Below are 24,583 nucleotides of genomic sequence, written 5' to 3'. Positions count from 1 at the left end.
ATTGGAAATTAAGCACAAGCATATCTCCCGCGCACAAAATCACATGTCCCAGTCCGTTAAATTCGACAATGTAAATACATTGTTTTCTAAAGCTTTAAAGCAAAAAATCAATCATTATTTTATAAATTCAGCAAAGCAAAAAACGGGTAACCGAAGAATTTATTTGAAAGCTTCCATCCTATTGACGAGCTTTATCCTACTCTATATTCTTTTGGTATTCGTGCCGCTTCATTGGAGCATTGCGATCCTATTATGCGCCATTTTCGGGGCCAACCTCGCTGCGATTGGTTTCAATATTATGCACGATGCGGGCCACAATTCGTTTTCGGACAACAAGCGATTGAATACCGTCCTATCCTATTCACTCAATCTCTTGGGTGGCAACATCTATTTCTGGAAACTCAAACACAATATCGCCCATCATACCTATACCAATATCGACGGTGAAGATCATGATATCGAGGTTAAATTCATGCGCATACATCATGATCAAAAATTAAAAAAACATCACCGCTACCAGCGCTTTTACTTTCCGCTGTTATACGGTATCTCCTATCTCGCCTGGATTTTTTATCAGGATTACGAAAAATACTTCCGCGGCCGTATGGGCAATGATACGGAGCGTTTTCATTTTCCGGTCAGGGAGCGTATTATTTTTTGGGTTAGTAAGCTCATCCATTTTACGTTATTTGTGGTTGTTCCTATTATATTTGTCGGCTGGCTGCCTACGCTTCTCGGCCTATTGATTGCCGGTGTGGTCTGTGGAATGAGCCTGGCAACTGTATTCCAATTGGCCCATGTGGTTTCGGGAACAGAATTCAAGACCATCGAGGCCTCACGCGTGGATGAAGAATGGATGATCCATCAGATTCAGTCAACAGCTAACTTCGCTACCAAGAGCAAAGTATTGACCTGGTTGCTTGGAGGCCTTAATTTTCAGGTCGAACATCACTTGTTTCCAAAGATTAGCCATGTACATTACCCAGCGCTCAATCGTATTGTGAAACAAACCTGTAAGGAGTATAAATTACAATATAACGAATTTAAAACATTCTGGGCGGCTTTCCGGTCGCATATCGGCGTCATCCATGCGATGTCCAGATAATCTGAAAGCAATGCTGATGTAGTTCCGCGAGGCAATAATTGTCCGGCGGAGCCGATCAATTAAGCCTCTTGTTATTTGTTAAAAAGTGCGTATGCAATAACTGATTATTTCATACTTTTGTGTGAACCCAATAATTAGCTAATTTTTCAGAAACAAGCGCTATGCAATTTAACTTCACCTTTGATTCCAGTCCTTTTAAGACATTGATCGCTTTTCATAAGATTATCAAATCTTTTGAGGAAACGGCATCGTCCGAAGTTGAATTCCAGGCTACTTATGCTAAATCTTTGCTGGAAGAGATCAAAAAATATCCGGCACTGGTCAACGGAATTGAAAAAACCGAGGATTTACACCAATATGAGCCTATTATCAAAGTCCTTTTAGCAGATCTGTTCCCCAGATCACTGACGAAAAACGAAATAAAGGCCGTTACGATACCCTTCTATCTGTACACCTTCAATCATAGCGAACGCTTAGACAATATCCTCCGTGATGCCGGCGATCATTATGACTTTAGTTACCGCGATATCGCTCCGGACACCTATTATATTCTGAATTGCTGTATGATCATCAGTCAGTACTATGGTATAAAAGTGGATGCCATGGATACACCGATATTCTTGGATATTCCGGATAAAAATAATATCATGCATCATTACCGGGTACTGTTCAATGCCGATTTTATGGATATTATTCCGACAGATCGTGCATTGGAGCTTTCCGAAACGGACATTATTGAGCTGATTGACAATTTTTCAGATATCGCCCTATGGAAATCCAAATTCCCTGAGCAAAGCTGGATTCTGAAAGGTTTCGCCATTATGACCCTTTTTGATGCGACGACGGAGAATGCCGTGTCAAGCTTCAAAAGTAATTTACTACGTGAAGACAAGGCGGCTCAGATGGAAGAAATTCAGGATATTTTCAGATCCATTTACAAAATAGACGATCTACGGATCGGATTGACCTCCTTTGAAAAAGTCAGGGAAGAGTTTAATTTGAGAATCGTTGAAAAACAGTTGTACAGCCATCTGCTTTACGATTCCACCATAGCCGAATGTCAGGAGATGCTCTGTAATGAAACGTTGGAAAATATGCTTAAAAAGGAAGAGCTGCTGGTTGTTCCGGACATCGATAAATTACCTACAGTAGACCCGAAAAAAGCATTTTTTATCAACAAGCTCAAACAGCAGCATGTGAAGAGCTTTATCTTTGTCCCCTTGATACAGGATGACAAAGTACTCGGTATATTGGAGATGTCCTCCTCCAAGGTGCGCGCACTGAATTCGGTCAATGCCAATAAACTCGACGTTGTTTTACCTTTTATAAAAGACAAAGTATCCAAGGCATTTTCTGAAACAGAGAACCAGATTGAAGCGATCATCCAAAAAGAATATACCTCGATTCATCCCAGTGTCAAATGGCGCTTTCAGGAAGAGGCAATCCATTACCTCAATGATAGAGCTTTTGGAAAGGATTATACCTTACAGGAGATCGTCTTTGAACATGTGTATCCGCTCTATGGCCAGATTGACGTACAGGGCTCTTCGGAATCCAGAAATCAAGCGATTAAGCAGGATCTGATCAATCAGGCAACAGACCTGATCGCGCTTTTCACTGCGATAAACGAGCAGCATAGCTTGCCCCTGTTTGAGCAGAAGGTCTTTGACTTGGAGCGGAATCTGGAAACACTTGACCATTCACTTTCCACCGATACCGAACAGGTTATCCTGGATCATTTTAATCTGGATGTACATCCCATTCTGGACAACTTTCGGAAAAGCAATAAAACTAGCCCCATCGTTGCGGCTATTGATGCCTATTTCGATCGAATAAACCCAGCCCTGGGCGGATTTTATGAGGCACGTCAGGATTACGACAATTCGATCACCCTGATCAATAAAAAGCTGGTCACGATCCTCGACGAAAAGCAAGTCGAGGCACAGGACTATTTCCCGCATTATTACGAGCGCTATAAAACAGATGGCATCGAGCATAACCTTTATATCGGAGCTTCCATTGCGCCGGATAAAAACTTTGAACTCTATTATCTCAAAAATTTGCGCTTGTGGCAATTGCAGGTCATGTGCGAAATGGAAAGTCAGTTTAGAGTGCTGCAGCCAACACTACCGCACCAGCTGGAGGTGGCTTCGCTGATACTGGTCTTTGCAACACCGATTTCCATCCGTTTCAAAATGGATGAAAAACAGTTTGATGTCGACGGATCCTACAATGTACGTTATGAAATCGCGAAAAAACGTATTGACAAAGCGAAGATCAAAGGCTCGACAGAGCGTATTACCCAGAAAGGAAAATTGGTCATTGTCTATTCACATGTTCATGAAGAGACGGAGTACTTGGGGTACATCAACTTGCTTCAACACAAAGGTTTATTGAATGACGATATCGAAAAATTTGAAGTTGAGGATTTGCAGGGACTGATTGGTCTTAAGGCCATTCGCGTTGGATTTAAAGTGCAGGATAATAGATAAACGCGGTTATTTGTTATGAAACGTAGTTTTTATTTCAGTTCTTCAATCTCTTTCACAGTAAGCCCAGTGCCCTTAGCAATGTCTTCTAATGGCAAGCCCATTTTTTTAAACTCCAAAGCGATCGCAATAGCTTCCTCACGTTTTCCTTTTTCAAGGCCTTCTTTTTTTGCCTTGTCTAATAAATATTCATTAGTACCCATGACAGTGTTTCTCCCTAATTTTTGCTTTAGTTCTTCCTCAAATATACTCAAATTAATTTCATCTTCAAAACGAACATAGTACATGAGGAAGTCATAAATTCCCTTACGCGTCTTTCTATCCATGTCTCTGCTTATCATTTCATTGTACAGATCATGCTTAATACTCTTTAATTCCTGGTCATTTATTCTCCTATTTATTATGGCCAATAGCGTAGTGAGTACTACAACTGAAAAGGGGTTTTGATTAGCACGTAACTCGGACTCATTTTGATCCAGTATTTTGTAACTATTGAATGAGTAGCTAATTCGAGTACCCACAAACTCTTGCAAATAGAAATATGGCCTATAATCACAATTGTCATCTGCCAAAATCGCAATTGCTGTGATGGGAACTTGATACTTGTCGAATATCTTGTAAAAATAGCGGAACATACGTTCGGCCAGGTCTCCTTTTCCTTTTCGAGATTGAACTTCGATATGGCATAACACAAATTTTTCGCTTCCATCTTTAAGATAAACCTTGACAAGCTTGTCAACAAAACGTACTCCCTTTCCATTTGGTTCGGGTGGAAATAAACTTTCAAACTCTTTGTCAAGGTAATCAAACGGCCTAGATAGATCGAATATGTCATTTGCTTTAACAAAGAAAAAGCGTAGAAAATGTATAAAGGTCTGTTCTAAAATAGATTTCCAAAGCAGGTCATCCGTGCGATTTGAAAACTTTGTCATAACTCTGGTTATTAATCAGTTAACAAATATACGGATAGTAAATATAAAATGCTAATAATTTTAGTGTTGTGTATTTGTATTGAGACGCCTCATAGGTATGATTCCCTATGAGAGTGATATCCTTCGGTCTTGTTATTTCTTATGTACATTGATTTTTAATTCCAGTGAAAAGCTACAGGTACTTTTTGTAATCCACTGTCACATCGTTATTCACTTTTAGTCCGGGGGTGCTCCGGCCCTGATCGATGATTCTATTGAGTTCTTTGGTCATTTTCTCCACCATTGATGGGTACTTTGCTTTCAAATTATTGTTTTCTGAAATATCTGCCGATAGGTTGTACAGCTGAACAGCGGGCATATTGAGCTGTTTGGCTTTGTTTTCATCGGGGGCGCTCCAGCCACCGGATCCATAGGAAAGCGCCAGTTTCCAATTTGCGTGACGGATTGAAAAGTTTCCAGAAATAGAATGGAGTATCGTGTATTTACGCCGATAACCTTTTGCACCCTTAAATAGTGGCAATAGACTAAAACTATCTTCGCCTTCGTTGGCTGCCAATTTTTGGTTGGTCAATGCAGCAGCGGTTGCCATAAAATCAGTCAAGGATATGGTGGCTTCACTTACTGCCCCGGCACGGATCATCGCCGGCCATTTGGCAATAAAGGGAACACGGTGACCGCCTTCATATATATCGGCTTTATTTCCCCGAAAAATATAGTTCGCCAAATGTCCTTTTTGTTTAAGCTGCTCTAAGTTGGCGGCTGGTGCAGCACCATTGTCGCTAGTGAAAATAATCAGCGTGTTTTGTGTTAGTCCAGCCTTTTCAACAGCCTGTACGAGCTGGCCCACCACAGCGTCGGTCATTAACACAAAATCACCATAAGGAGTAGTTCCAGTTTTTCCGATATAGTCAGCTGTAGGGAGAATGGGTGTATGAGGCGAAGGAAGTGCAAAATAGAGAAAAAATGGCTTCTTACCCTTTTGTTGTTCACCGATATAGTCCACAGCCTTCTGCGTCAGATGCGGCAATACCTCAGCATGCTTGAAATCATTGCCAATAGGCCCTTCACGCCAGAACGCCGGGCCAGGGCTTGCTGCAATGCTATCTATTGCAGTAGCAGTAACCTTGTTGTTCTCGATGTATACGTAGGGTGGAATATCCAAGGAGGCTGTGATCCCATAAAAATAATCAAATCCGTGGGAGGTCGGTCCGTCTAGGATAGTTTTCATCAGATCAACATTACCTGTAGCATCTTTCTGCCAGCCGAGTCCCAGGTGCCATTTCCCTATGACAGCAGTATGATAACCATTTTTCTTTAACAGTGAAGCTACGGTAACGCGTTCTTTCGCAATAAGTGGTGGATCATAACTCCATAATACGCCATCTTGCAGGGAGGTCCGCCAGTTGTATCGTCCTGTGAGTATACTGTAACGCGAAGGTGTGCAGACGGAAGATGAGGTATGTGCATCGGTAAATACCATCCCTGCAGCGGCCAGCTGATCCAAATGGATTGTTTTGATTTTAGAATTTTTGTTTAAGGAACTTAGATCGCCATAACCCAGGTCATCAGCCAGTATATAAATAATATTCGGTGTATTCTGGGCGAATAGTGATGTGCAAATCAATAGGGCCGCAATTGCGAGAAGGTTTTTCTTCATTTCTTGCTTTTAATCTTTATTTAATCGCTTTGAAATTAACTCAATTGTTGAAGTTTGTATATGAAAGGAGTTGGACAGCTCTTTCCATTTATCCAAGGCATTTTTTGTTTGTTCGATGCTATCTTCTATCAATTGTTTGGATAGTTTTGCTCCCAGCCCGAGTTTTCGCAAATGGCTGATTGTGGGCTTGGTGCCTTCACCCATTACCATTGTACTCTGCTCGCCATTCGGCCCACTGGAAAATGTAAGGTCATAGGCGGGCGCAAGTTTCCATTCGCCATATTCGTCCATTAAAAAGCTGAAGTTCTTAGCGTGATCATCTCTATTGTGCGCCAATACGTTAAAGACGGCGAGGCGAAACATTTTTTCTATTTCTCGGACATCTTTTGTGAGTGCGCCCGTTAAATTGAGCAAATCTTCATAATCTAATGCTGGTGTTCTGAAATCACTATGCAATAATCCACTTGCGGTATGCATATGTAGGCGCCGATTACCATCCCTATCAAAACGTTTAACGGCAAAATATCCAGCTCCTTTTTGCGAAGGTAACAAATGTACCTCAGGCATTAAAATACCTGCTTCTTTCGCCATCAATGCATAAACATATTCAATGGCGCCAGCATCATGGCCATCTTGGCTGTTCGGGAATTTAACAAGCCAATGTTCAAACTCCATATCGAGCTGCTTGGCGCCATAGACGATATGCTGTCTCTTCCCATCAAGACCAATCAATGCTTTCGGGCGAGCCCCTGCGGATGAGCCGTTCAAGGCCAGTAACTCCTCAATTACATCTTCAGAAGTTCCTCTTAATACTTCCTGAGTTTGTTCTGCTAAAGCGTCAAGATCAATGAAATCATTAGCGTCGTCAGGACTATGATCAGGCTCATAAATCAAAGCTCCCATACCAAACCGTCCGACATGAGCCAAGCGATCCAGTGGCGAAAGATGAGCAGGCAATATGCCTTTTGATCTTGCTGAACGGTCGAAAAGCAATCGTCCCCATCCATCGGGTAGGCTATCGCTAAAGACTCCGGCCAAGCCTTCAAAAGGTTGGCGCGGAAGCGCGACAACGCCCGTTTGCAAAGGCAAGCGGAACGGTGAGATCTCCAAACCTTTCTGTAAGAACTCCATATCGTATTCATAATAGATAACCCCGTCTCGAATGGCTAAACGTCCTACGCGCTGGATTTCAGCTCCGAAATCCAATCCGACCTTAACTTCTACAGTTGGATAATTCATTGCTTACTTCCTCTTTTCCGTGATATTTGCGTTGTATCTTTCAAAACATCATCAATCGATGTAAAGTTCGGCTTTACTGGTTTTAGCTCATTAAGGATATCTTCTATCCCACCGACAACCATTAAAAGTTTCAAAAAGGACTCCAGTGAAATAACCCCTGTTTGTTCAAATTTTCGTAAAGTAGCCAAGGGAACCCCCGATCGTTTAGATAAACCAGCCTGTGTCAATTCCATGGAAAGACGCCTGTCCCGAACGTTGTTGGCTAATTTCTGCTGCGCTTTAGAGATAGATATAAGTGATATCATAATAGTACTTATTAGTAAATAATAGTAGTTACTAATATTATTGTAGTACAAATATAATAAAATATGTTGATGAAATAAATACCTAAGCGGGCGATATGCTATTGATTTACCTAAATATTGGATAATAGGACAAATGGAGGGATTTATAGGTACTTATATGCCGAAAATGGTCACAATTCGGGTGAAGTTACTTATTCCCGTTTTTTCAATGACAATCAATATCTTTTTAAAGGGCCTGAAGAGATGAAAAATGAATATGACGTCGTGGCCTGGTACAATATTAAATACGTATTCGTTAAAAAGAAATAGCCTATTAGAATAGGCTCTTCAACTGATTTTTATAGGTCCGGCCCAGTGGCAGCTTCTCCCCGTCCTTCAAATGTACATAAGCCATATCGTATGAGGTAATATGGGCACCCAGGACAATATAGGATTTATGAATACGGATAAAACCGAGGTCACGGTATTTTTCTTCAAAGTTTGACATGCGATCAAGGATCATATATTTTTTAAAAGGCGTAACAAGCACTATATACTCGCCACATCCCTGCACCCATCGGACATCCGCCAGCAAGATCTTGTTCATGATATAATCCGATTTAAACATGATGTATTCTTCCTTTTTCTTTTTTTCCATCGAATCACGGAATTGTAGGAAATCCTTTGCTTTTAAAATCGCTTTGTTAAAGCCCGCAAAATCCACCGGTTTGACCAGGTAATGGATCACATCCAATTCGAAGGCCTTTACAGCATATTGGGTTTCCATTGTCAGAAAGATACACAGGGGCTTATACGGTAAGTTCAATAAGAGATCAATACCATTGATAAAAGGCATATTGATATCCAGGATAACGAGATCTACGGGGTTCTTTGTGAGATAGTCTAACGCGTCCTTTGGGTGCTGAAATAGCGCTACGAGCTCCACATCCGCTATTTGACTGCAGTAGTGCTCAATAAGCTCCAATGCCGGGTATTCGTCATCAACCCCTACTATGCTCAATTTTGCCATAAATATTCAATTTGTAAGCTAGTCTGGTAGCTATTGTCTTCACGTAGACCAGTCCTAAAAGTAAATTTCTCCGGATAGTATTTTTCCAGTAGCGAAAGAATTGCTGTATTCCCCAACCCACTATCCGTTAGGTTATCCGACAAATTCTTGTGTTCAGCCACGGAGTTCTCGACCTCAAACAAAAACTCACGCTCTCCTATGGTATACCTGATTGTGATGAAGCTGTCAGCCTCTATACCAAGAGCACTGTGCTTGAGCGCATTTTCAAATATGGTCAGGAAAATTGCTGGTGGAATCTCAATAAGCTCCAGCGCTTCCTCCTGCCGCAGGTCAAAGCGGATGTTAAGCTGATTATTGTAGCGGAGCTGATACAGGTCGATCAGGGAGACAATCGATGCAAATTCCCGGGCGATGCTTATCTTGGTTTTATTGGTATCATAGATCACATATTGTAGCAGCTTACTGAGCTGTAGTATAGATGCTGAGGTGTTTTCAGCTGAACGAATGCTTCCCGAATAAATATTGTTCAGGATATTGAATAAGAAGTGCGGGTTTAATTTGGATTTAAGCAGATCCAGGTGCAACTTTTCTTTTTCCTCACCGAGATCTTCGTAATCCTTTTCGATCAGAAATTTATCTTTTGTGATCCCCAAAAATGATGCAACCAGGATAACAATACCCTGTACAATATATACATTGAACAGAAAGGTTGTATTGGAAAGGTTGTGATCAAAACGAACGTCGAAGACTGCCGGTTCCAACAAAATCCGAAAGAGGCTTGATACCAAAAAACAGATCAGCGAATAGAGAATAAATTTGGGGTATTTATTGGCGAGATAAAATTGTGGAACAAGATAAAAATAGACCAGATAATAGATCCCTACATTGAAAAGAAAGACGACCAGCACCCCCCAGATCAATTCCGGCATATCCAGAAAGTAATTTTCTGTAAAGATCGTCAGCAACAAAAACACCGATAGGAAAAAGATATGTTGCAGTTTCACCAAAAGCCCCCAATGCGACTGCATCAGTTTTTCGAGAATCCTGGAATTCAGCAAGATTCTAAAAACCAATAATAAAAAGACAATATTTACAACCAACAGCATTGTTTATCCTGGATTTCGACTCAATCAAATATAAGATCTTTTTGGGAGGTCAAACTGCAGTTTACTGATAAAAACTGTCGTTGATTGAAAAATAAAATTATCAAATCCGCTTATAAATATATTTGGGTGAAAGGGATACCAATATAAACTTACATGAGCATCAAGATATTTTTTATGTCCATCATTTTGCTGGCCTTTAGTCCGCTGGCGTATGCGCAGCGCAGTGATACCTATAATATGTGGTTTCAATACCTGTTATCCGCCAAACTGACGGACAAGAGTACCCTTACGGCCCTGTCGCAATATCGTTCCTTTGATTTGGCTTATGACACGCGCCTGTTTTTGGTCTCGGCTTACGTGGATTATGAGGTTGCTGATGATGTTAGACCTGCATTGGGTGCGATGTTTCTCACCTTGAATTCCTATAAAGCAGACGGTGGAAAAAGAACACGCTACGAAAAAAGACCCTTTCAGCAAGTCAGTTTAGGCGGAAATATCGGGCGCACGTCGGTTTCGCACCGTTTTCGGTTTGAAGAACGTTTTATCAACAACCCCAATGAGTTTGTGCTCCGCCTACGTTACCTGATTTCATTGCGGATCCCTTTTAACAAAGCTGGCCAACCCGAACAATACTATGGCATTCTTAAGAATGAGATCCGGATGAATGCCAAAAAAGATGAACCCTTTGACAGCAATCGCCTGACGGCAGGCTTCGGCCGGAAACTGGGTAAAAATGCCGCTGTCGAAATTGCCTGGATCAATCAGGTAGAGACGGGCAGACCCAGCAACTATGCCTATGTCGGCTACAGAAACAATTTCGATTGGAGAAAAAATAAATAATAACATAAACATTCTTAGCTATGCTTACATTCCTCGGTTTTTTGATGATCGTCATTTTTATGCTCTTGATTATGCTCAAGAAAATGACACCGATTACCGCCTTAGTCATTATTCCGGTCTCGGTAGCACTACTTGCGGGCTTTGGGTCCGATCTTGGTGAAATGATGAAAAATGGTGTAAAGGAAATCGCGTTGACCGGTGTCATGCTGCTATTTGCCATTCTATATTTTAGCTTAATGATAGATACGGGGCTTTTTGAACCGCTGGTTAATATCATATTAAAGGCGGTTGGGGATAATCCCGTCAAAACCACCCTTGGTACAGCGATATTAACTACCCTGGTTTCGCTCGATGGCGACGGCTCCTCCACCTATATTATTGTGGTTGCGGCCATGTTGCCCTTATACAAAAAACAGGGCATCAACCCATTGGTGCTTACCTGCATAGTGATGCTTTCTGGTGGTATTATGAATATCCTTCCCTGGGGCGGCCCTACCGCTCGAGTAATGAGTTCGCTCAAACTTGGGCATACCGAAATCTTTGTTCCTATGATTCCTATTATGGCGATAGGCATTTGCTGGGTGTTAGTTGTGGCCTATATTTTAGGCGTAAAGGAAAAGGGGCGCATTGCCAAACAAGGTAAATTCAAGAAATACACAAGCACAGGCATCGCCGGCGATCTGGATCCGACGCTACTTCGGCCCAAATTAATCTGGATCAACCTCCTGCTTACCCTTATCCTGCTCGTGGTTATGATTCTGGATATCGCCCCGTTGGGCATCGCCTTTATGGTGGCATTCTGTATCGCTTCAGTCATCAACTATCCTAAATTAAAAGATCAGCAAAAAATAATGGCAAAACATGCCGGCAATGCGTTATCGGTTGCGGGCATGATCTTTGGAGCCGGTATTTTCACAGGGATCCTCAATGGCACAGGAATTATGCAGGCCATGGGCAATAGTATGATTGGCATTGTTCCAAAAGGCTGGGGCATGCACCTGAGTATTATAACCGCGATTTTCAGCGTGCCGCTCACCTTTTTTCTGACGAATGATGCCTATTATTTTGGTATTCTGCCTATTGTCGCCGCAACAGGTCATAAACTGGGAATCCCAGCTGATATACTGGGGCGTGCTAGTCTTGTCGGTCAGGCCTCTCACCTGCTGAGCCCGCTGGTTCCTTCCACCTATTTATTGGTGTCACTCGCGGGTGTAGATTATGCAGACCATCTCCGGTACACGTTAAAATGGGCCATAGGATCCTCGCTTGTTATGTTATTGGCTGCCGTCATGCTGGGCACTATTTAACCCTACAATCTGAGATAATTTCATTATATTTCACTAGTAAAATAAAGACTTAGATAGCGCGATTTTCAGATGAACCTCTTTTATGCAAGGCAAACTTTTACTGGCCCCTACCTCAAAAATCTAACATTATACGTGTTTTTAGCATTGATTGCCGGTGTTGCCATGGGGTATTTTGCACCAGAGGTAAGCCGCGCACTTGGTGGTGTAAGCCGTTACTTTTTCATGATCCTGGAGATGCTTATCCTTCCCGTTATTTTTATGGCGGTGACCCATGGTATCTGTCAACTCGCAGACCTCAGCAATGCGCGTCGGATTGTATGGCAGGTGCTGCTTTATTTTATAACAATCAGTACGATCGCCATTGCATTGGGTTTTTTCTTTGGCTTTATTATTCAGCCTGGTGCTGACACCGGGATTCGTCTTGCAGCAGGCAGTCCCTCACTGCCCGATCAATTTGAATTGGATGATCAGCAATTACATACCTTTTTATACGTCAACAGGCACGGTATCTTTCTCAGTTTTTCCATTATCGTGGGAATACTGATGAATTTTTCAAAAAGAAGAACCCGCTTTCTGAACGTACTCGACCAGGGACAGCAGCTGTTTTATACCTTTATTAAATACCTCTATTTTATTTTGCCCTTGATTATCCTCTGTAATATCGCTTATGGGGTAGCGGTGTATGGTGTAGATACTTTATTGCCGCTGAGCAAGGTTGTGGCCACCGTATACCTGGCAGATATTGTATTTATCGTGGTTGTACTCGGGTTGATCTCCTATGTGTTGAAATTTGATCTGCTCCGCTTTTTGGTCAACATCAAAGAGGAAATCCTGCTTGTGATCACGACTTCTTCGTCAAAAGCCGCATTTCCGCTTATTTTTGAGAAATTGGAATCCGAAGGCTATAGCCGTAAAATCTTACGGTTTGTGATTCCCTTGGGCTATAATTTTAATCTTGCTGGCGCATGCATCTACCTCGCTGTGGCCTGCTGTTTTCTAGTGCAGTTTTACCAGATTCCACTGGATTTTGGCGACTATCTGTTGTTGTTTGTTATTATCACTTTTACGTCCAAGACCGCTTCGGGCGTGCCCGGTTCCGGATTTCTGGCACTTATATTCACACTCAATAAATTCGGGAAGATTCCATTAACAGATATTGCCCTACTCTATAGCGTGGACCGTTTTATGAATGAAGCCCGGTCGGTCACCAACTTTATTAGTATTGCCGTTGCCGGAGCGAGTATCTCCAAGATAGCCCAGCGCCGCCAGTAAAGTTGTTTTCATAAAAAAGGAGTGATGGCGCGCCCGCCAATCACTCCCAACTAAACCACCACCAAATAAACATATATTAAATAAACGCAGTCTTTTTAGGTTTCTACTCAAAGGCGTTTAATTCCCCAAAACCGCCAGCATATTGTCCATAAGCGGTCAGTGTAAAGCGGAAATAACGCGCTTGCACCGGCGCATAGAAACTGATATTCCGAAGTTGGGGATTAGCCGCTGTACCTGCAGGCATACTGCCCGTATAAGAGCCTTGTACGGTCCAGTTGACCCCATCATTGCTGCTGGCCACACGCATCGCTGTAGGCGCCGAAATATACGTTGAACCAAAGTAATCCCAATATCGTGGCGTAAAGGTAAATCCGCTTATATTTTTCTGGTTTTGCATATCCACCGTAAAGGTAACCGCTGGCGCTGTGCCAAAGGCCAATGCCGAATGCCAGCCGGTCGCCGCATTGTTATCAAACACCAATGCCGGTGCCCCCGGAGCATAGTCGTTGTCCGTGGAACTGGCTGTTGCCGTCCAGGCCGTCCGGTCTACCCGATTGCCCACAGGTGCGGGATTGGCTGGATTGATATTCTGCAATTGTACATCCACTGAAAGGTAAGCAAGACCTAGGGTTTCATGCGGTGCTACTGGCCCTTCGTCTGCAATACCCAGAGGCAACAGATAACTACGGCCCGGCACAAAACTCGTGGTATTGCGCAGTGCCAACGCAAATGGTGTTGCAGCATTGAGGCTTCCGCTGGCAATGGAAACGCTGGCCGGACTGAAAGCAAAGCTGTTCGCCGGAAAAGCCACATAATTTGTTTGGTTGGCCTGATTATATCCCGCCAGCAGATCCTGCCGATCCCGTAGCGCCACAATCAGTGCCTGACCAAAGGCTGTATTTACGCCCGCTGTCAGATTTAAATTACCGCTGATTACATCACCAGTGGGTGTACGGTTGATCACAATCGGTATGACACGGTTGCTGGGCGCGCCATTGAGCTGTGTGGTGATCTGGTTAAATCGTACCCGCAAATACATGACCTGCCTGTTGCTGCTCAAAGGAAGACCGGAATTTGTACTGGCCAGGCGTATTGGCACCACATACTGCTTGCTGAAGTCCAGATTGCTCGTTTGTCCCAATGTGATGTGCAATGAGTCAACGGAACGTTCCTGCCCGGCAGGAATACGGACCTGACCGGTGTTTGTTAACACAAAAGCATCAGCAGGAAAAGCCGGAGACTGCGTCTTATTTGCCAGATCATATGCGGAAAGCAGTGAGGTGTCTATGGCTGCTGTGACCTGTACTTCCCGGTCAAAGGCCCGTGTCAATAATACCGGAAAAGCTGTCCCCGCTCCCGCGAGCACATTGCTGCGCGCCGTGACATAGCTGGCGTCAGCAGTATTATAGGTAGCACCGGTAGGCATATAAATAATCAAGTCCTCTGGTGTACTCATATTATCCTTACTGCAACTGACTATTGCGCAGACCAGGATTATCCAGCCTATACTGCGTACAATTGAGGTACGCAGTTTATTTAAATATCTTTTCATACGATCTCTTATCTATCGTTAATAATTATTTATTGTCTAAACGCCTACTCGCAACGTACATTGGGCACCCATTGAATTGTGCTGGCAGCAACCGCATCGCGGTTGTGGCCACTGATATCACGTACGGTCCTTCCCTCCGCTGCATTAAATTTCCAGTAGCCAATTAGCCCCGCACTGGCCGGGTCTATACCACATTTTCCATTGCTAACCTCAGCCTGCGTCAATGCTCTGGACCAAATACGCGCTTCACTAATAGCACCATTTAATCCGCGACCCCGGGCCGAACGCCCAAAGTGAAAACCGTCCTCCCACATATTTGTCAGATCCACGGTTCGACTCGCCGTTGTCGTCGCCAGAAGTACCCCATCGACATAAACTTTGAGTTGGCTGCCGTCATAAACTGCCGCAATATGGTACCAAGTTCCGGTGTTAAACGTAAAATTCACATTTGTGGAAGTTGGGCCCCCCGATACCTGTAGCTGATTGGGCTGGACAGTCACATCTCCAAAACGCAACAGGAAGGTTTCCTCGATGCCCATAATGCTGCTGATAAAGGGTGAGCCCGCCTGAAAACGATTGACCATGATCCGCGTCTCCATCGTAATAGCTGGCATAGCCTTTAATGCATCATTATTCTGTGAGAAATCCACTTTAAAATAATTACCGTTAAGTGATGCTGCCGTAGTAATTGTCACCTGATTGATAATCAGGTAAAGTGTTCTGGAAGATTCTATTAGTGGTATTCCGGATACATTACGAACCGTAACCGGCATCATATAGGCTTTGCCGACCTCAAAAAGCTCGGTTCCATTCACTCGGAGGCTGACTGCATCGGACACGGTCATGCCGGGTTGTATCTGTACTTCATTGGCAGACAGTGCATAAGATCCCTGTGGAAGCGCCTGATAGGCTGTGCCAAAACGCTGATTGTAGGCTGCAATTAATGTGGTATCTACCGCTATTTGCGCTGTCACCGCCCGTGCAGTGGGCTGTGTGGCTGTGACCGTGAAAGCCTGTGCTCCACCGGTATTATCTACCGTCAGCCTTGCTGTGTTATTGACTTCCGCTAAGGTTAAATAAACACTGTTTGTATTGACTTCATCGCTTTTACAGGCAAACAATAGACTGCCCATTAAAAAACTGAATAGCCAACTATATATTCTTTTTTTCATGATATTACCTCCTTCAATTAACGTACTGCGGGATTCATAATCTGTATGGCCTGTCGGGTCCATTTATAATCTGGATTATTCGGATATTCATATTCGGTATGGTAGCTTCCAATGCCGCCCTTAGGCCCTTCTGTCGGATTCCAATACGCAAAGCCCAGCAGCGAGGGGATCGTGCCCAGTCGTGGATCGGTAAAATTTACACCGCCATCCCGCCACCAATTTTCAAAATTTTCACAGGGCACAAATTTATGTGGCGGGCACTCACCAAGTCCATAGTTCAGCAGTCTGCCCTGGAGAACCGAGGGTGAACTCGAACCATAGGCCTGTTGCATAAAATAATTGTAATAGGGTGCCACACCGGGATGACTGTATCCATCAATAATCAGTAGCTTGTCGGTCCCCGATGCCGGGCCAAGATATTTTCCTAAGGCCTGAAACAGCCGCAATACATGTGGGTTGTTGCCATTTACGGCATAACGGTTTCCAAAAAAGGAATTGACTTCTGCAAGTTCCCCAGGTTCATAATCTAGGTCAAATCCGTCAATATTATATAAAGCAATTGTATCGGCAATGGCTTTTGCGACATTATCTATCGCTTGCATGACATTTGTTTCAACCAATTCAGGATCATTCTGCCGCATAATCCGTTCCACGCCACTGCCAAAACTTGTGATGACAAATCGTGTTCCTTTTTGTTGCCGTATCCGTTGCATGGTCTCAAAATTGTGTGAGCCAATGGGTGGCATACCACCCCAAAATGCAACGATGTCTACACTGTCGGGAATCTGGTCTATTACACTGACCGTCTCCGGGCTCCCCGGCGTCCCAAGTCCACCCCACCAGCCGAAGTAGATCTGATGGTCGCTGCGCTTGTATGCCCGTAAGTTTTCGTAATATTCATCACTTCCGACAGGAACCAGTTTTGTGACCGGCTCCGGCACCGGGATATTCTGCTTTTCGCAGGCAGCAAGCAAAGCAGTGCCGGCAAAAAGACAAGTATATAGCAGATTTTTAATTGTTTTCATTGTGTTTTCAATTTTTGTTTACACCTCTATTCCGGACAGCGGATCCCAGTGACCCACAGCGGGGTCCCATTGACTGTTCCCGTATGTCCATGCCCCGTCGCGTCAGCGATCGTATTCCCTTGGCCAGCATCAAACTTCCAGTAGCCATATAAGCCATCCGATTGCGGATTTACAGCACACATATTATTCAAAAGCTGAATGCCCGTGCGCGCCTGCGTCCAGAAACGCAATTCCTGTACTTGAATGGGGTTGCCATTGGCGCCAAAAAACATCTGGTTGAGATTAAAAGTACTTCCCGGAGGTGCTACTGTAGCAGCATCTTCGACACCGTTGACATAAATGCGAAAGCTGTTGGCCTGCCCGTCAAATACATAAGCAATATGGTACCATTGATTGACCGAAAAACGAGTCCGGGATGCCGGTTGTACACCTTTATATTTGATCTGCAGCTGATCGGGTGATATCACGACATCACCAAAACGGGAATAGATCTCATCCGGATAAGCTGCAAAGAGTGTCATATTATTGCGGAATGGTCCGCTTGTCACGCGTACCCGCATTTCTACGGTAAAAGCGTTCAGGTTACTAATCGGATCCGGAATGGCAAAACTGACACCATTGGCCTGCGACAAGTCCAGGGCTGGATTCACCAGCACTTGCTGGATCTGTGCATAAAGCACTTTGGAACTCTCCAGAATCGGAAAGTCATTTGAAGAAACACTTGCTACTTCAATAGGGACCAAATATTGTGTACCGACTTCAACGGCTCCCGCCAATGGGAGTATCTCAATCTGTATTGCGTCTGATACACTTGAGCCACGACGGATAGCTGCCTGAGTAGCACTCAACCGTATAAGCTGGGCGGGCAATGCCTTGAAATCTGTGCCGTTCTGTGCATTATAGCTGTCCACCAGCGCCGGATTGATACGAAAAATGACATCCAAGTCCTGATTGACGACCGCGGAGGCACTTGCCGTTACAGACAAGGAACCACCGGTATTATCCACGGACAATCCCACAAAAGGGTTAACCTGTGCACGGGTGATGTATATTCCACGCTGCTCCACAGCTGATTTCCGGCATCCTGCCAGCAAGCAACAGAGCAAGCCAAACAGGACGAAAGGAATCTTTTTTATCCAATATTTTTTCATAACCATAGTCTATTAAATAATCAATCGTCCATTACCTCGGTTTGGCATCCCACCAGACCCGCGTACCGCCATTATCGGGTCCCCCGAGCAAGGTCAATGCTCGCGCGACCTGTGCACCGTTCTCCTGATATTGTTGTAAGGGATAAGGCAAGCGGCGGACCTGTACGGTACTATTGACTGTTCCACCGCTCCGGTTGAGCGCTATGGGAAATAACCTCGGAAAATCCGTGCGTCTGAATTCTGCCCAGGCTTCCTGTCCATTGGGGTACATGGCGATCCATTTTTGGGTGATGATACGCTCGAGATTGGTATTAAAGTTATCCGCCTCATTCCATCGAATGGTACTGCCGCCCAAGGAAGCCGTACTGTAGGCACTGCCCGGCGCATAGTCGGTATAATTTGCCGGTCTTGCCGTCGCATTGGACAGATAACCTGTAGGCATCGCTACCCCTAACTCCGCAAAAGAGAGCTGAACAGCAGTTTCGTACAAGGACTGCGCATTGCCCCCCATGTTCCAGCCCCGCAATGCACCTTCAGCACGGAGAAAATAAACTTCAGATGCCCGCATCCAGGGCAAGCCTGTGTCGTTGGTCACATTCAGCTGTGAAAAGGGCTGATACACCGCCGGCACCACATTGATGCCTGTACGCACTCCTACATATTCATTGGGACGTACAGTGGAAGTTGCGAAGAATACCCCGATCCGCGGATCGCCATAACCACGTAAATAGGAATCCATGGATGCGCCCATCCGTGCTTCATTGTAATCCTGGGTTAAGGTGCGTAAGGGATTTTTGAAATTTAATCCCGCCGCCGGCTTTTGTATGGCCGCATCCCCCACAGCTGTTAAGAGGCCTGCAGGATGGCTGACCGCCTCTTCGGCAAAGCGTTTGGCATTCGCCGGATCGACATAAGCCATCCGAATCGCTAAACGCAGTTTCAATGAATTGGCATATTTTGCCCATTGCAGGTAGTTGCCCGCATAAATCTGGTCGTATGGTGCCAGCGGTGTCCCCGCTGCTGCCCCACGTTGATGCAGCAGATTTGCCGCACGTCCCAGTTCGCCGATAAAAGTTCGGTATAGACTTTCCTGGCTGTCGTATGCCGGGGTGAAGGTGCCTGTCGGGATCTGCGAATAAGGAACAGGACCATAACTATCGGTCATGCGTACCATGCCTGTGATCTTGATCAGCTGTGCAACAGAAAACTGCAGGGAATCACCCGAGAGTGTTGTTGCCTCCTGGACCTGCTTCCAGGCATTGAGCAACCGGCCCGTCAGGTTAAACTGCTCGTTCACCCAGGTCAGGTTGAAGCCATAGGTCAGGTTGTTGGTATTTCCGTTCCAGTTGTTTGCCTGGGCCATGTAGCCCGAATAACAATCTGCGGCAAGATTAAATGCGATTTGGTAGCTGTTTACAAAATTGGTACCGGCACCGGCGTCAGCGGCCGGGACAACAGCATTGATCATAATCGGAAAATTGCGTCCCGTGAGGTAACCGTCGGCTTCCATCTGCTCACGTGTGGCATTATAGGGATTGGTATTGTATTCAGCATAATTTTTGGTGCAGGCAGCAGCGAGTACGGTCAATACCGCGCAGCCGATTCCCAACATCCGAAATCTATATCTTTTATATGAATTTTTCATTGTTATGTACGTTAAGGTTAAAACTGAGCGCGGACACTGAAACCAAAACTCCGGTAGCTGGGCTGGCGGAAATAATCTATCCCCTGATCATAAGTACCCGTAGAGGAAGTCGATTCAGGGTCAAATGGTGATTTATTGTAAAACATAAATACGTTTCTGCCCGTTAGCGCCACACGAATATTTGGTGCCTTTGGACCAAACCATTTGGCCGGAAGATTATACCCTAGGGCAACTTCACGCAAGCGAACATTTGTCGCACTGTAGATATAGTAAGCTGCCATACCGCTCGCACCGTTGCCCAATAGATTGTAATAGCCCTGTACATTGGGGTATTTGCTACCATAGACCATCACACCGCCGTTATCGCGGTCCAGTGCCGACTGCTCCGAAACGCCAAATGCATCCATAATGGATTGGGTATAGGAAGCGCCTATTCCCCCTACCCGGGCATCGATCAGAAAGGAAAGGTCTACACCTTTGTAAGAAAATTGATTGTTCCAGCCCAAGGTATAATCCGGCATGGCACGCCCCACATAGCGCCGCGGAATTGTTGTGCGACCGATCGAACCATCGCCAGGATTTACCCATAGGTTACCCTGATTATCTTCCCGCAGTACCTGGGAAACATAAAAATCGGCCATTGAACCGCCTACGGTCAGCACATTCTCAAAATCCCCCAGACCACCAACACGGCGCTGCTCATTTTCATAAGGCTCACCCGTGGCCGGATTAATAAAACCTTCTGAAAGACGCATGACACGGTTTCTATTCAGTGAAAAGACCAGGCCTGATGTCCAGTCCAGGGCACCGAATTTGCCACGGTGGGACAAGCTCGCCTCAATTCCCCGGTTGCGGATATCACCCGCATTATAAAAGAACACCGTATAGATGCTGCTTCCCAACAAGGGCTGTTCGAGCAGCTGATTGGTTGTATTGGACTGGTATACGGTCGCATTCAAGGACAGGCGATCGTGTAGGAAGCGTAGCTCCATTCCGGCCTCGTACGACTTTGTCCGCTCCGGACGGTAGTCTGCAAATGGGGCTGGTCGGAAGGAATCGTCTACTAAAGAAAATACCGGATTGGCCACGCCAAAACGGGGTGGATTGCCTACCTCGGCATAGGAGAAACGAAGTTTAGCAAAAGATATCGCCGCCTTGGAGATATTCCATTTATCGCTGATCACCCCCGAAATACCGATAGAAGGATAGAAATAAGAGGAGGTCGTGGCAAAACCCGACGGCAACTGCGAAGGCCATTCATAACGGCCAGTTAAGTCCATAAATAGCCAATTCTGATAGCCCAGTTGGGTGGTTGCAAAAACAGACTGCAGCTCGGTGGCACTATAACTCTGTGTCGCTGGATTATCTGTATTTTCCTGTACAGAATAAAAATTAGCGAGACGCAGCAGGTTACCACCGGCCCCTAAACCGTCCATACGGTCTTTCTGATAGCTTCCACCCAGATTGGCCCGCAAAGAAAAACGGTTGTCTGCAAAATTATGCTTCATACTGGCAATCAGGTCCAGGTATGTATTTTTGTTCGTCGTCTTGCCGGTCTGATAATAGCCAAATTCGGAAGCAAATAGTCCCCAGGTACCGGCCGGTCTTTTGGTCTCGCTTTCCAGCACACTATTGTCGATACGGACACGGCCGGTCACATCAAGCCAGTTTGTCACTTTGTAGTTGGCCGTGACACTCATCATATAGCGATCGGTATTGGATACACGACTTTGGGCATCGGTAATCCAATAAGGATTTTGCATGCCTAGGCCCTGATCCTGATAAGGCCAAAACTGGGTCGAAATCAGGCGGTTTGGATCATAGCGTGAATACACCTGATACTTTTTAAAATCATCTCCCGGCGGAAAGAGGTAAACAGGTACGATCGGGTTTTGGTATTGACCCTGCGCCACCATATTATTGTCTTTTAGACGCACGTACATTCCGCTGAAATCTGCGGTGAGACGATCTGAAAGCTGCGCATTGTGGCGCAGGTAAAAGTTATAGCGGTCAAAGGTGTTATTTCTGATAATACCTTCGGCATTGTTCGTCCCTACAGAAAAAAGTGTCTGGCTTCTTTCCGTACCACCAGCTATACTTGCCCCATTGCTGATGTTGTAACCCGTCTGGAAAAAGTCCCGCGGCCGGTAGTCCGAAGGTTGAGGCAGCTTTGGTCCCCAGCTGGCATATTCCTGTGGATTAGACTGACCATAGGTATTTTGAAAACGTGGCATTACAAAAGGCGTAAAGAAATCCGAACTGTGGGATACATTGACACGGATATTGCCAAACAGTCCTTCGGTGTCGCCACGGGTACCTTTTTTGGTATTGACCAAAAGCACACCATTGGCCCCCTGATTACCGTACAATGCGGTCGCGGAGGGGCCCGTCAGGGCGGTGATGCTTTCAATATCTTCGGGATTAAAGCTGGAGATCCCCTCCCCGCTGACGACTCCTTCAAAAGGACCGTTGGTGCCGCCACCATTGTTATTCGGAATAGGAATACCGTCGATCACATAAAGTGCGTTGTTGTTTCCGGCTATGGACTTTGTGCCCCGCATGACCACCCTTGTCGCACCACCAATCCCCGATGAGCTCGAGTTGATGGTGACCCCAGCAATCTTTCCAGTCAGACTGTTCACGAAGTTGGCATCTTTATTCCGTGTAATTTCCTCGCCTTTAAATTCCTGCACATTATAAGTCAGTGCTTTGACGGATTGTCGGATACCCAAAGCTGTCACCACGACCTGATCCATTTTCATTTCTTCCTGTTGCAGGACAATCTGGAGCATTTCTGCGGACTCGACTTTGTGCTCTTGCCGCACATAGCCGACAAAGGAAAAAACAAGAATATCGCCGATGCTGGCGTTCAGGTTAAACTTCCCCTCGGCGTCCGTTGCGCCACTCTGTCCGGTATTTCGGTTTAATATGGATACACCGGCAATACGTTGTCCCGTACTGTCGCGTACGATACCCTGTATCGGGATGAACATTTCCGTTTCCGGACTGCTTGCAGGCAATTTTTGGCGCAGCACGACGGTATTCGCATGAACAGTATACGCCAGGGGCAGCCCCTTCAATACAGTCTCCAGCGCTTCACTGACCGATACATTAGACAGATCAATACTGCGCTTTTGATTTTTGGGAATAATCCGTCCATCGTAGAAGAGATCGTACCCGCTTTGCTTGCGGATCTCTTTCAAAAGAGATTCCAGAGAGGCCTGCTGTCGCCTTATCGTAATTTTCTGTGCAGAGGTCAACGCGCTCACGTGTGTTAGCGACACGATGAGAAAGGCAGTGGTTAGTCGCATAATCAGCCATATTTTACGGCATAGTATTCCATCTATACCAATTTTAATTGTATATTTTTTATACATTTGTTTAGTTTGGTTAATATACAGCATACCTTGACTTTCCAGGGCTTTGGTAGCTGGATGTGTAAACAATTGAAAGATTGGGCCAAATCTTAACCAGGGGTGTTTCAGGCACTTCTGGTTAATCTTGTGGATCTAATAGGTTATCCGAAGTCTCTTTTCATTTTATCATTCATTTTAGGGTTTATATAAGGGTTATTTAGAAACATATACCTTACGGCCCTGGATTTTGAAATGGGCCAGTCCCGAGGATTCAATTAACTTCAGCACGGCAGACAGGTTGTTCTTGCGTGAAATCCAGCCACCAGCCTCCATATCCGCGGGTACGCTGCTATCATAGATAAATTCGACGTCATACCATCGGGCAATTTTGCGCATTGCTGTTTTAAAGTTGATATGATTAAGGGAGAAGTCGCCATCTTTCCAGTCCACAATTTCATCGATGTCCACTTCCCTGACGGTGATGCCCTTGGACGTGGCAATGGCCTGTTGTCCCGGACGGATGATCTGGTTCCGTTGTCCATGGATGACCCTTACTGATCCTTCCAACAGTGTCGTATTGATCGCTGCCTCATCCGCATAGCTATTGATATTGAAATGAGTCCCAAGTACTTCGATCTCCTGATCACCCGTTTTGACCACAAAAGGATGTGCCTTGTCTTTTGCCACTTCAAAATAAGCCTCGCCTGTTAATTCCACCCTACGCTGTCCCTTACTGGTATAGAGTGCCGTACTGTAGGTCAGGCTCGAGGCGGCATTCAACCATATCTTTGTTTGATCGGGAAGCGTCACGACATAAGTCTGACCGTTGGTTGTGGATAAGGTATTGCTACTATGTGCATTGGTACTGTTACCCAAGATCTGATATAGAATTTGACCATCAGCTGTTTTGGTGACGGTGACTCCTGCCTGACGGGCGATCTCGCCTTCACCTGCTTCGCCCAAAAGAATCTGCTTCCCATTGGCGAGCGTAAGCGTCGCACCGACGCTACCGGGAGCGATGTCTTTATGCTGCGGCACAGTTACGAGCGTATTGTTGTGTGAAGACTGACTATAATAAAAAATACCAGCGCCAAATGCAAACAGCAGGATTGCTGCCGCTGCAATACGCGGCCAACGCCTGATTTTCTTTATTGGATACCCCGGCAGCTGCTGCCGGATCAGCTCCAGCTGCTGCTGTTTCTGCAGTTCGTCAAAACCGGAAACATCCGCTGTCTGCAGCTGATGGTACCAGCTTTCGACGATCGCCTGTTCTTCGGGAGTCGCTTGTCCCTCCAGATATTTAAGTAGTAATTTTTCTGATTCTTTCATTGGTTATTCAGAGGGCCGCATTGCTGGCCCTATATACCTATGACAAATAACAGGATGCGAACAAGTATCGAATCATAAAAAAAGAATAAAAA

Annotated in this window: 19 protein-coding genes; 6 read left to right on the top strand and 13 right to left on the bottom strand. The window is 45.1% G+C overall.

Annotation, left to right across the window (positions count from 1 at the left end; translation table 11 throughout):
• Positions 1 to 43 precede the first annotated feature (43 nt).
• Together ABFX33_RS15580 and ABFX33_RS15575 are read left to right on the top strand one after the other, a co-directional pair.
• Entirely contained in the window at positions 44 to 1,105 is a 1,062-nt protein-coding gene (locus ABFX33_RS15580) for a fatty acid desaturase family protein (RefSeq protein ID WP_346086783.1), read from the top strand.
• A 161-nt stretch (positions 1,106 to 1,266) separates the two neighbouring features.
• Complete coding sequence (locus tag ABFX33_RS15575; RefSeq protein ID WP_346086782.1) at positions 1,267 to 3,597, top strand: GAF domain-containing protein; 2,331 nt, start codon at positions 1,267 to 1,269, stop codon at positions 3,595 to 3,597.
• Positions 3,598 to 3,626: 29 nt separating this feature from the next.
• Here the strand turns inward: ABFX33_RS15575 and ABFX33_RS15570 are convergent, their stop codons facing one another.
• The 4 genes from ABFX33_RS15570 to ABFX33_RS15555 all read right to left on the bottom strand — a co-directional run bounded on the left by ABFX33_RS15570 (position 3,627) and on the right by ABFX33_RS15555 (position 7,727).
• Entirely contained in the window at positions 3,627 to 4,526 is a 900-nt protein-coding gene (locus tag ABFX33_RS15570) for an RpnC/YadD family protein (protein WP_346086781.1), read from the bottom strand.
• A 172-nt stretch (positions 4,527 to 4,698) separates the two neighbouring features.
• Positions 4,699 to 6,183 (bottom strand): sulfatase family protein, encoded by a 1,485-nt coding sequence (locus ABFX33_RS15565; RefSeq protein WP_346086780.1) that lies wholly within the window; start codon positions 6,181 to 6,183, stop codon positions 4,699 to 4,701.
• 9 nt (positions 6,184 to 6,192) lie between these two features.
• A complete protein-coding gene (locus ABFX33_RS15560) occupies positions 6,193 to 7,422 on the bottom strand; it encodes a type II toxin-antitoxin system HipA family toxin (protein WP_346086779.1) in 1,230 nt (409 codons plus the stop codon).
• Positions 7,419 to 7,727 carry a helix-turn-helix domain-containing protein gene (locus ABFX33_RS15555; RefSeq protein WP_257090745.1) on the bottom strand — a complete coding sequence of 103 codons (309 nt, stop codon included), beginning with the start codon at positions 7,725 to 7,727 and terminating at the stop codon, positions 7,419 to 7,421. Before ABFX33_RS15555 ends, ABFX33_RS15560 begins: the two co-directional genes overlap by 4 nt.
• A 117-nt stretch (positions 7,728 to 7,844) precedes the next feature.
• Here ABFX33_RS15555 and ABFX33_RS15550 point away from each other — a divergent pair, with 117 nt between their 5' ends.
• Positions 7,845 to 8,036, top strand: coding sequence for a hypothetical protein (locus ABFX33_RS15550; protein ID WP_346086778.1), 192 nt, complete (start codon positions 7,845 to 7,847; stop codon positions 8,034 to 8,036).
• 4 nt (positions 8,037 to 8,040) lie between these two features.
• Here the strand turns inward: ABFX33_RS15550 and ABFX33_RS15545 are convergent, their stop codons facing one another.
• Positions 8,041 to 8,736, bottom strand: a complete 696-nt coding sequence (locus tag ABFX33_RS15545; protein WP_346086777.1) for a LytR/AlgR family response regulator transcription factor — start codon at positions 8,734 to 8,736, stop codon at positions 8,041 to 8,043.
• Positions 8,724 to 9,842, bottom strand: coding sequence for a sensor histidine kinase (locus tag ABFX33_RS15540; protein ID WP_346086776.1), 1,119 nt, complete (start codon positions 9,840 to 9,842; stop codon positions 8,724 to 8,726). Before ABFX33_RS15540 ends, ABFX33_RS15545 begins: the two co-directional genes overlap by 13 nt.
• 153 nt (positions 9,843 to 9,995) lie before the next feature.
• On the opposite strand from ABFX33_RS15540, the gene ABFX33_RS15535 reads away from it, so the two are divergent.
• From ABFX33_RS15535 to ABFX33_RS15525, 3 genes are all read left to right on the top strand, one after another.
• Entirely contained in the window at positions 9,996 to 10,682 is a 687-nt protein-coding gene (locus tag ABFX33_RS15535; protein WP_346086775.1) for a DUF2490 domain-containing protein, read from the top strand.
• Between the two features lie 20 nt (positions 10,683 to 10,702).
• Complete coding sequence (locus ABFX33_RS15530; RefSeq protein WP_346086774.1) at positions 10,703 to 11,989, top strand: CitMHS family transporter; 1,287 nt, start codon at positions 10,703 to 10,705, stop codon at positions 11,987 to 11,989.
• A 69-nt stretch (positions 11,990 to 12,058) separates the two neighbouring features.
• On the top strand, positions 12,059 to 13,261 hold the full coding sequence (locus ABFX33_RS15525; RefSeq protein ID WP_346086773.1) for a dicarboxylate/amino acid:cation symporter: 1,203 nt from the start codon (positions 12,059 to 12,061) through the stop codon (positions 13,259 to 13,261).
• Between the two features lie 103 nt (positions 13,262 to 13,364).
• Here ABFX33_RS15525 and ABFX33_RS15520 read toward each other — a convergent pair whose 3' ends face one another.
• From ABFX33_RS15520 to ABFX33_RS15490, 7 genes are all read right to left on the bottom strand, one after another.
• Positions 13,365 to 14,813 (bottom strand): BT_3987 domain-containing protein, encoded by a 1,449-nt coding sequence (locus tag ABFX33_RS15520; RefSeq protein ID WP_346086772.1) that lies wholly within the window; start codon positions 14,811 to 14,813, stop codon positions 13,365 to 13,367.
• Positions 14,814 to 14,857: 44 nt separating this feature from the next.
• The gene (locus ABFX33_RS15515; RefSeq protein WP_346086771.1) at positions 14,858 to 15,985 is read right to left on the bottom strand and encodes a DUF1735 and LamG domain-containing protein; all 1,128 of its coding nucleotides are present in this window, start codon (positions 15,983 to 15,985) and stop codon (positions 14,858 to 14,860) included.
• Between the two features lie 17 nt (positions 15,986 to 16,002).
• The gene (locus tag ABFX33_RS15510; protein ID WP_346086770.1) at positions 16,003 to 17,010 is read right to left on the bottom strand and encodes a glycoside hydrolase family 18; all 1,008 of its coding nucleotides are present in this window, start codon (positions 17,008 to 17,010) and stop codon (positions 16,003 to 16,005) included.
• Between the two features lie 26 nt (positions 17,011 to 17,036).
• Complete coding sequence (locus ABFX33_RS15505; RefSeq protein WP_346086769.1) at positions 17,037 to 18,161, bottom strand: DUF1735 and LamG domain-containing protein; 1,125 nt, start codon at positions 18,159 to 18,161, stop codon at positions 17,037 to 17,039.
• Positions 18,162 to 18,192: 31 nt separating this feature from the next.
• A complete protein-coding gene (locus tag ABFX33_RS15500; protein WP_346086768.1) occupies positions 18,193 to 19,806 on the bottom strand; it encodes a SusD/RagB family nutrient-binding outer membrane lipoprotein in 1,614 nt (537 codons plus the stop codon).
• A 17-nt stretch (positions 19,807 to 19,823) separates the two neighbouring features.
• Positions 19,824 to 23,117, bottom strand: a complete 3,294-nt coding sequence (locus ABFX33_RS15495) for a SusC/RagA family TonB-linked outer membrane protein (protein WP_346086767.1) — start codon at positions 23,115 to 23,117, stop codon at positions 19,824 to 19,826.
• Positions 23,118 to 23,375: 258 nt separating this feature from the next.
• Complete coding sequence (locus tag ABFX33_RS15490; RefSeq protein ID WP_346086766.1) at positions 23,376 to 24,491, bottom strand: FecR family protein; 1,116 nt, start codon at positions 24,489 to 24,491, stop codon at positions 23,376 to 23,378.
• Positions 24,492 to 24,583 lie beyond the last annotated feature (92 nt).

The organism is Sphingobacterium ginsenosidimutans, from assembly GCF_039536865.1.
In the GTDB taxonomy this organism is placed as follows: domain Bacteria; phylum Bacteroidota; class Bacteroidia; order Sphingobacteriales; family Sphingobacteriaceae; genus Sphingobacterium; species Sphingobacterium detergens.
This window is presented reverse-complemented; position numbering and strand designations above follow the sequence as displayed.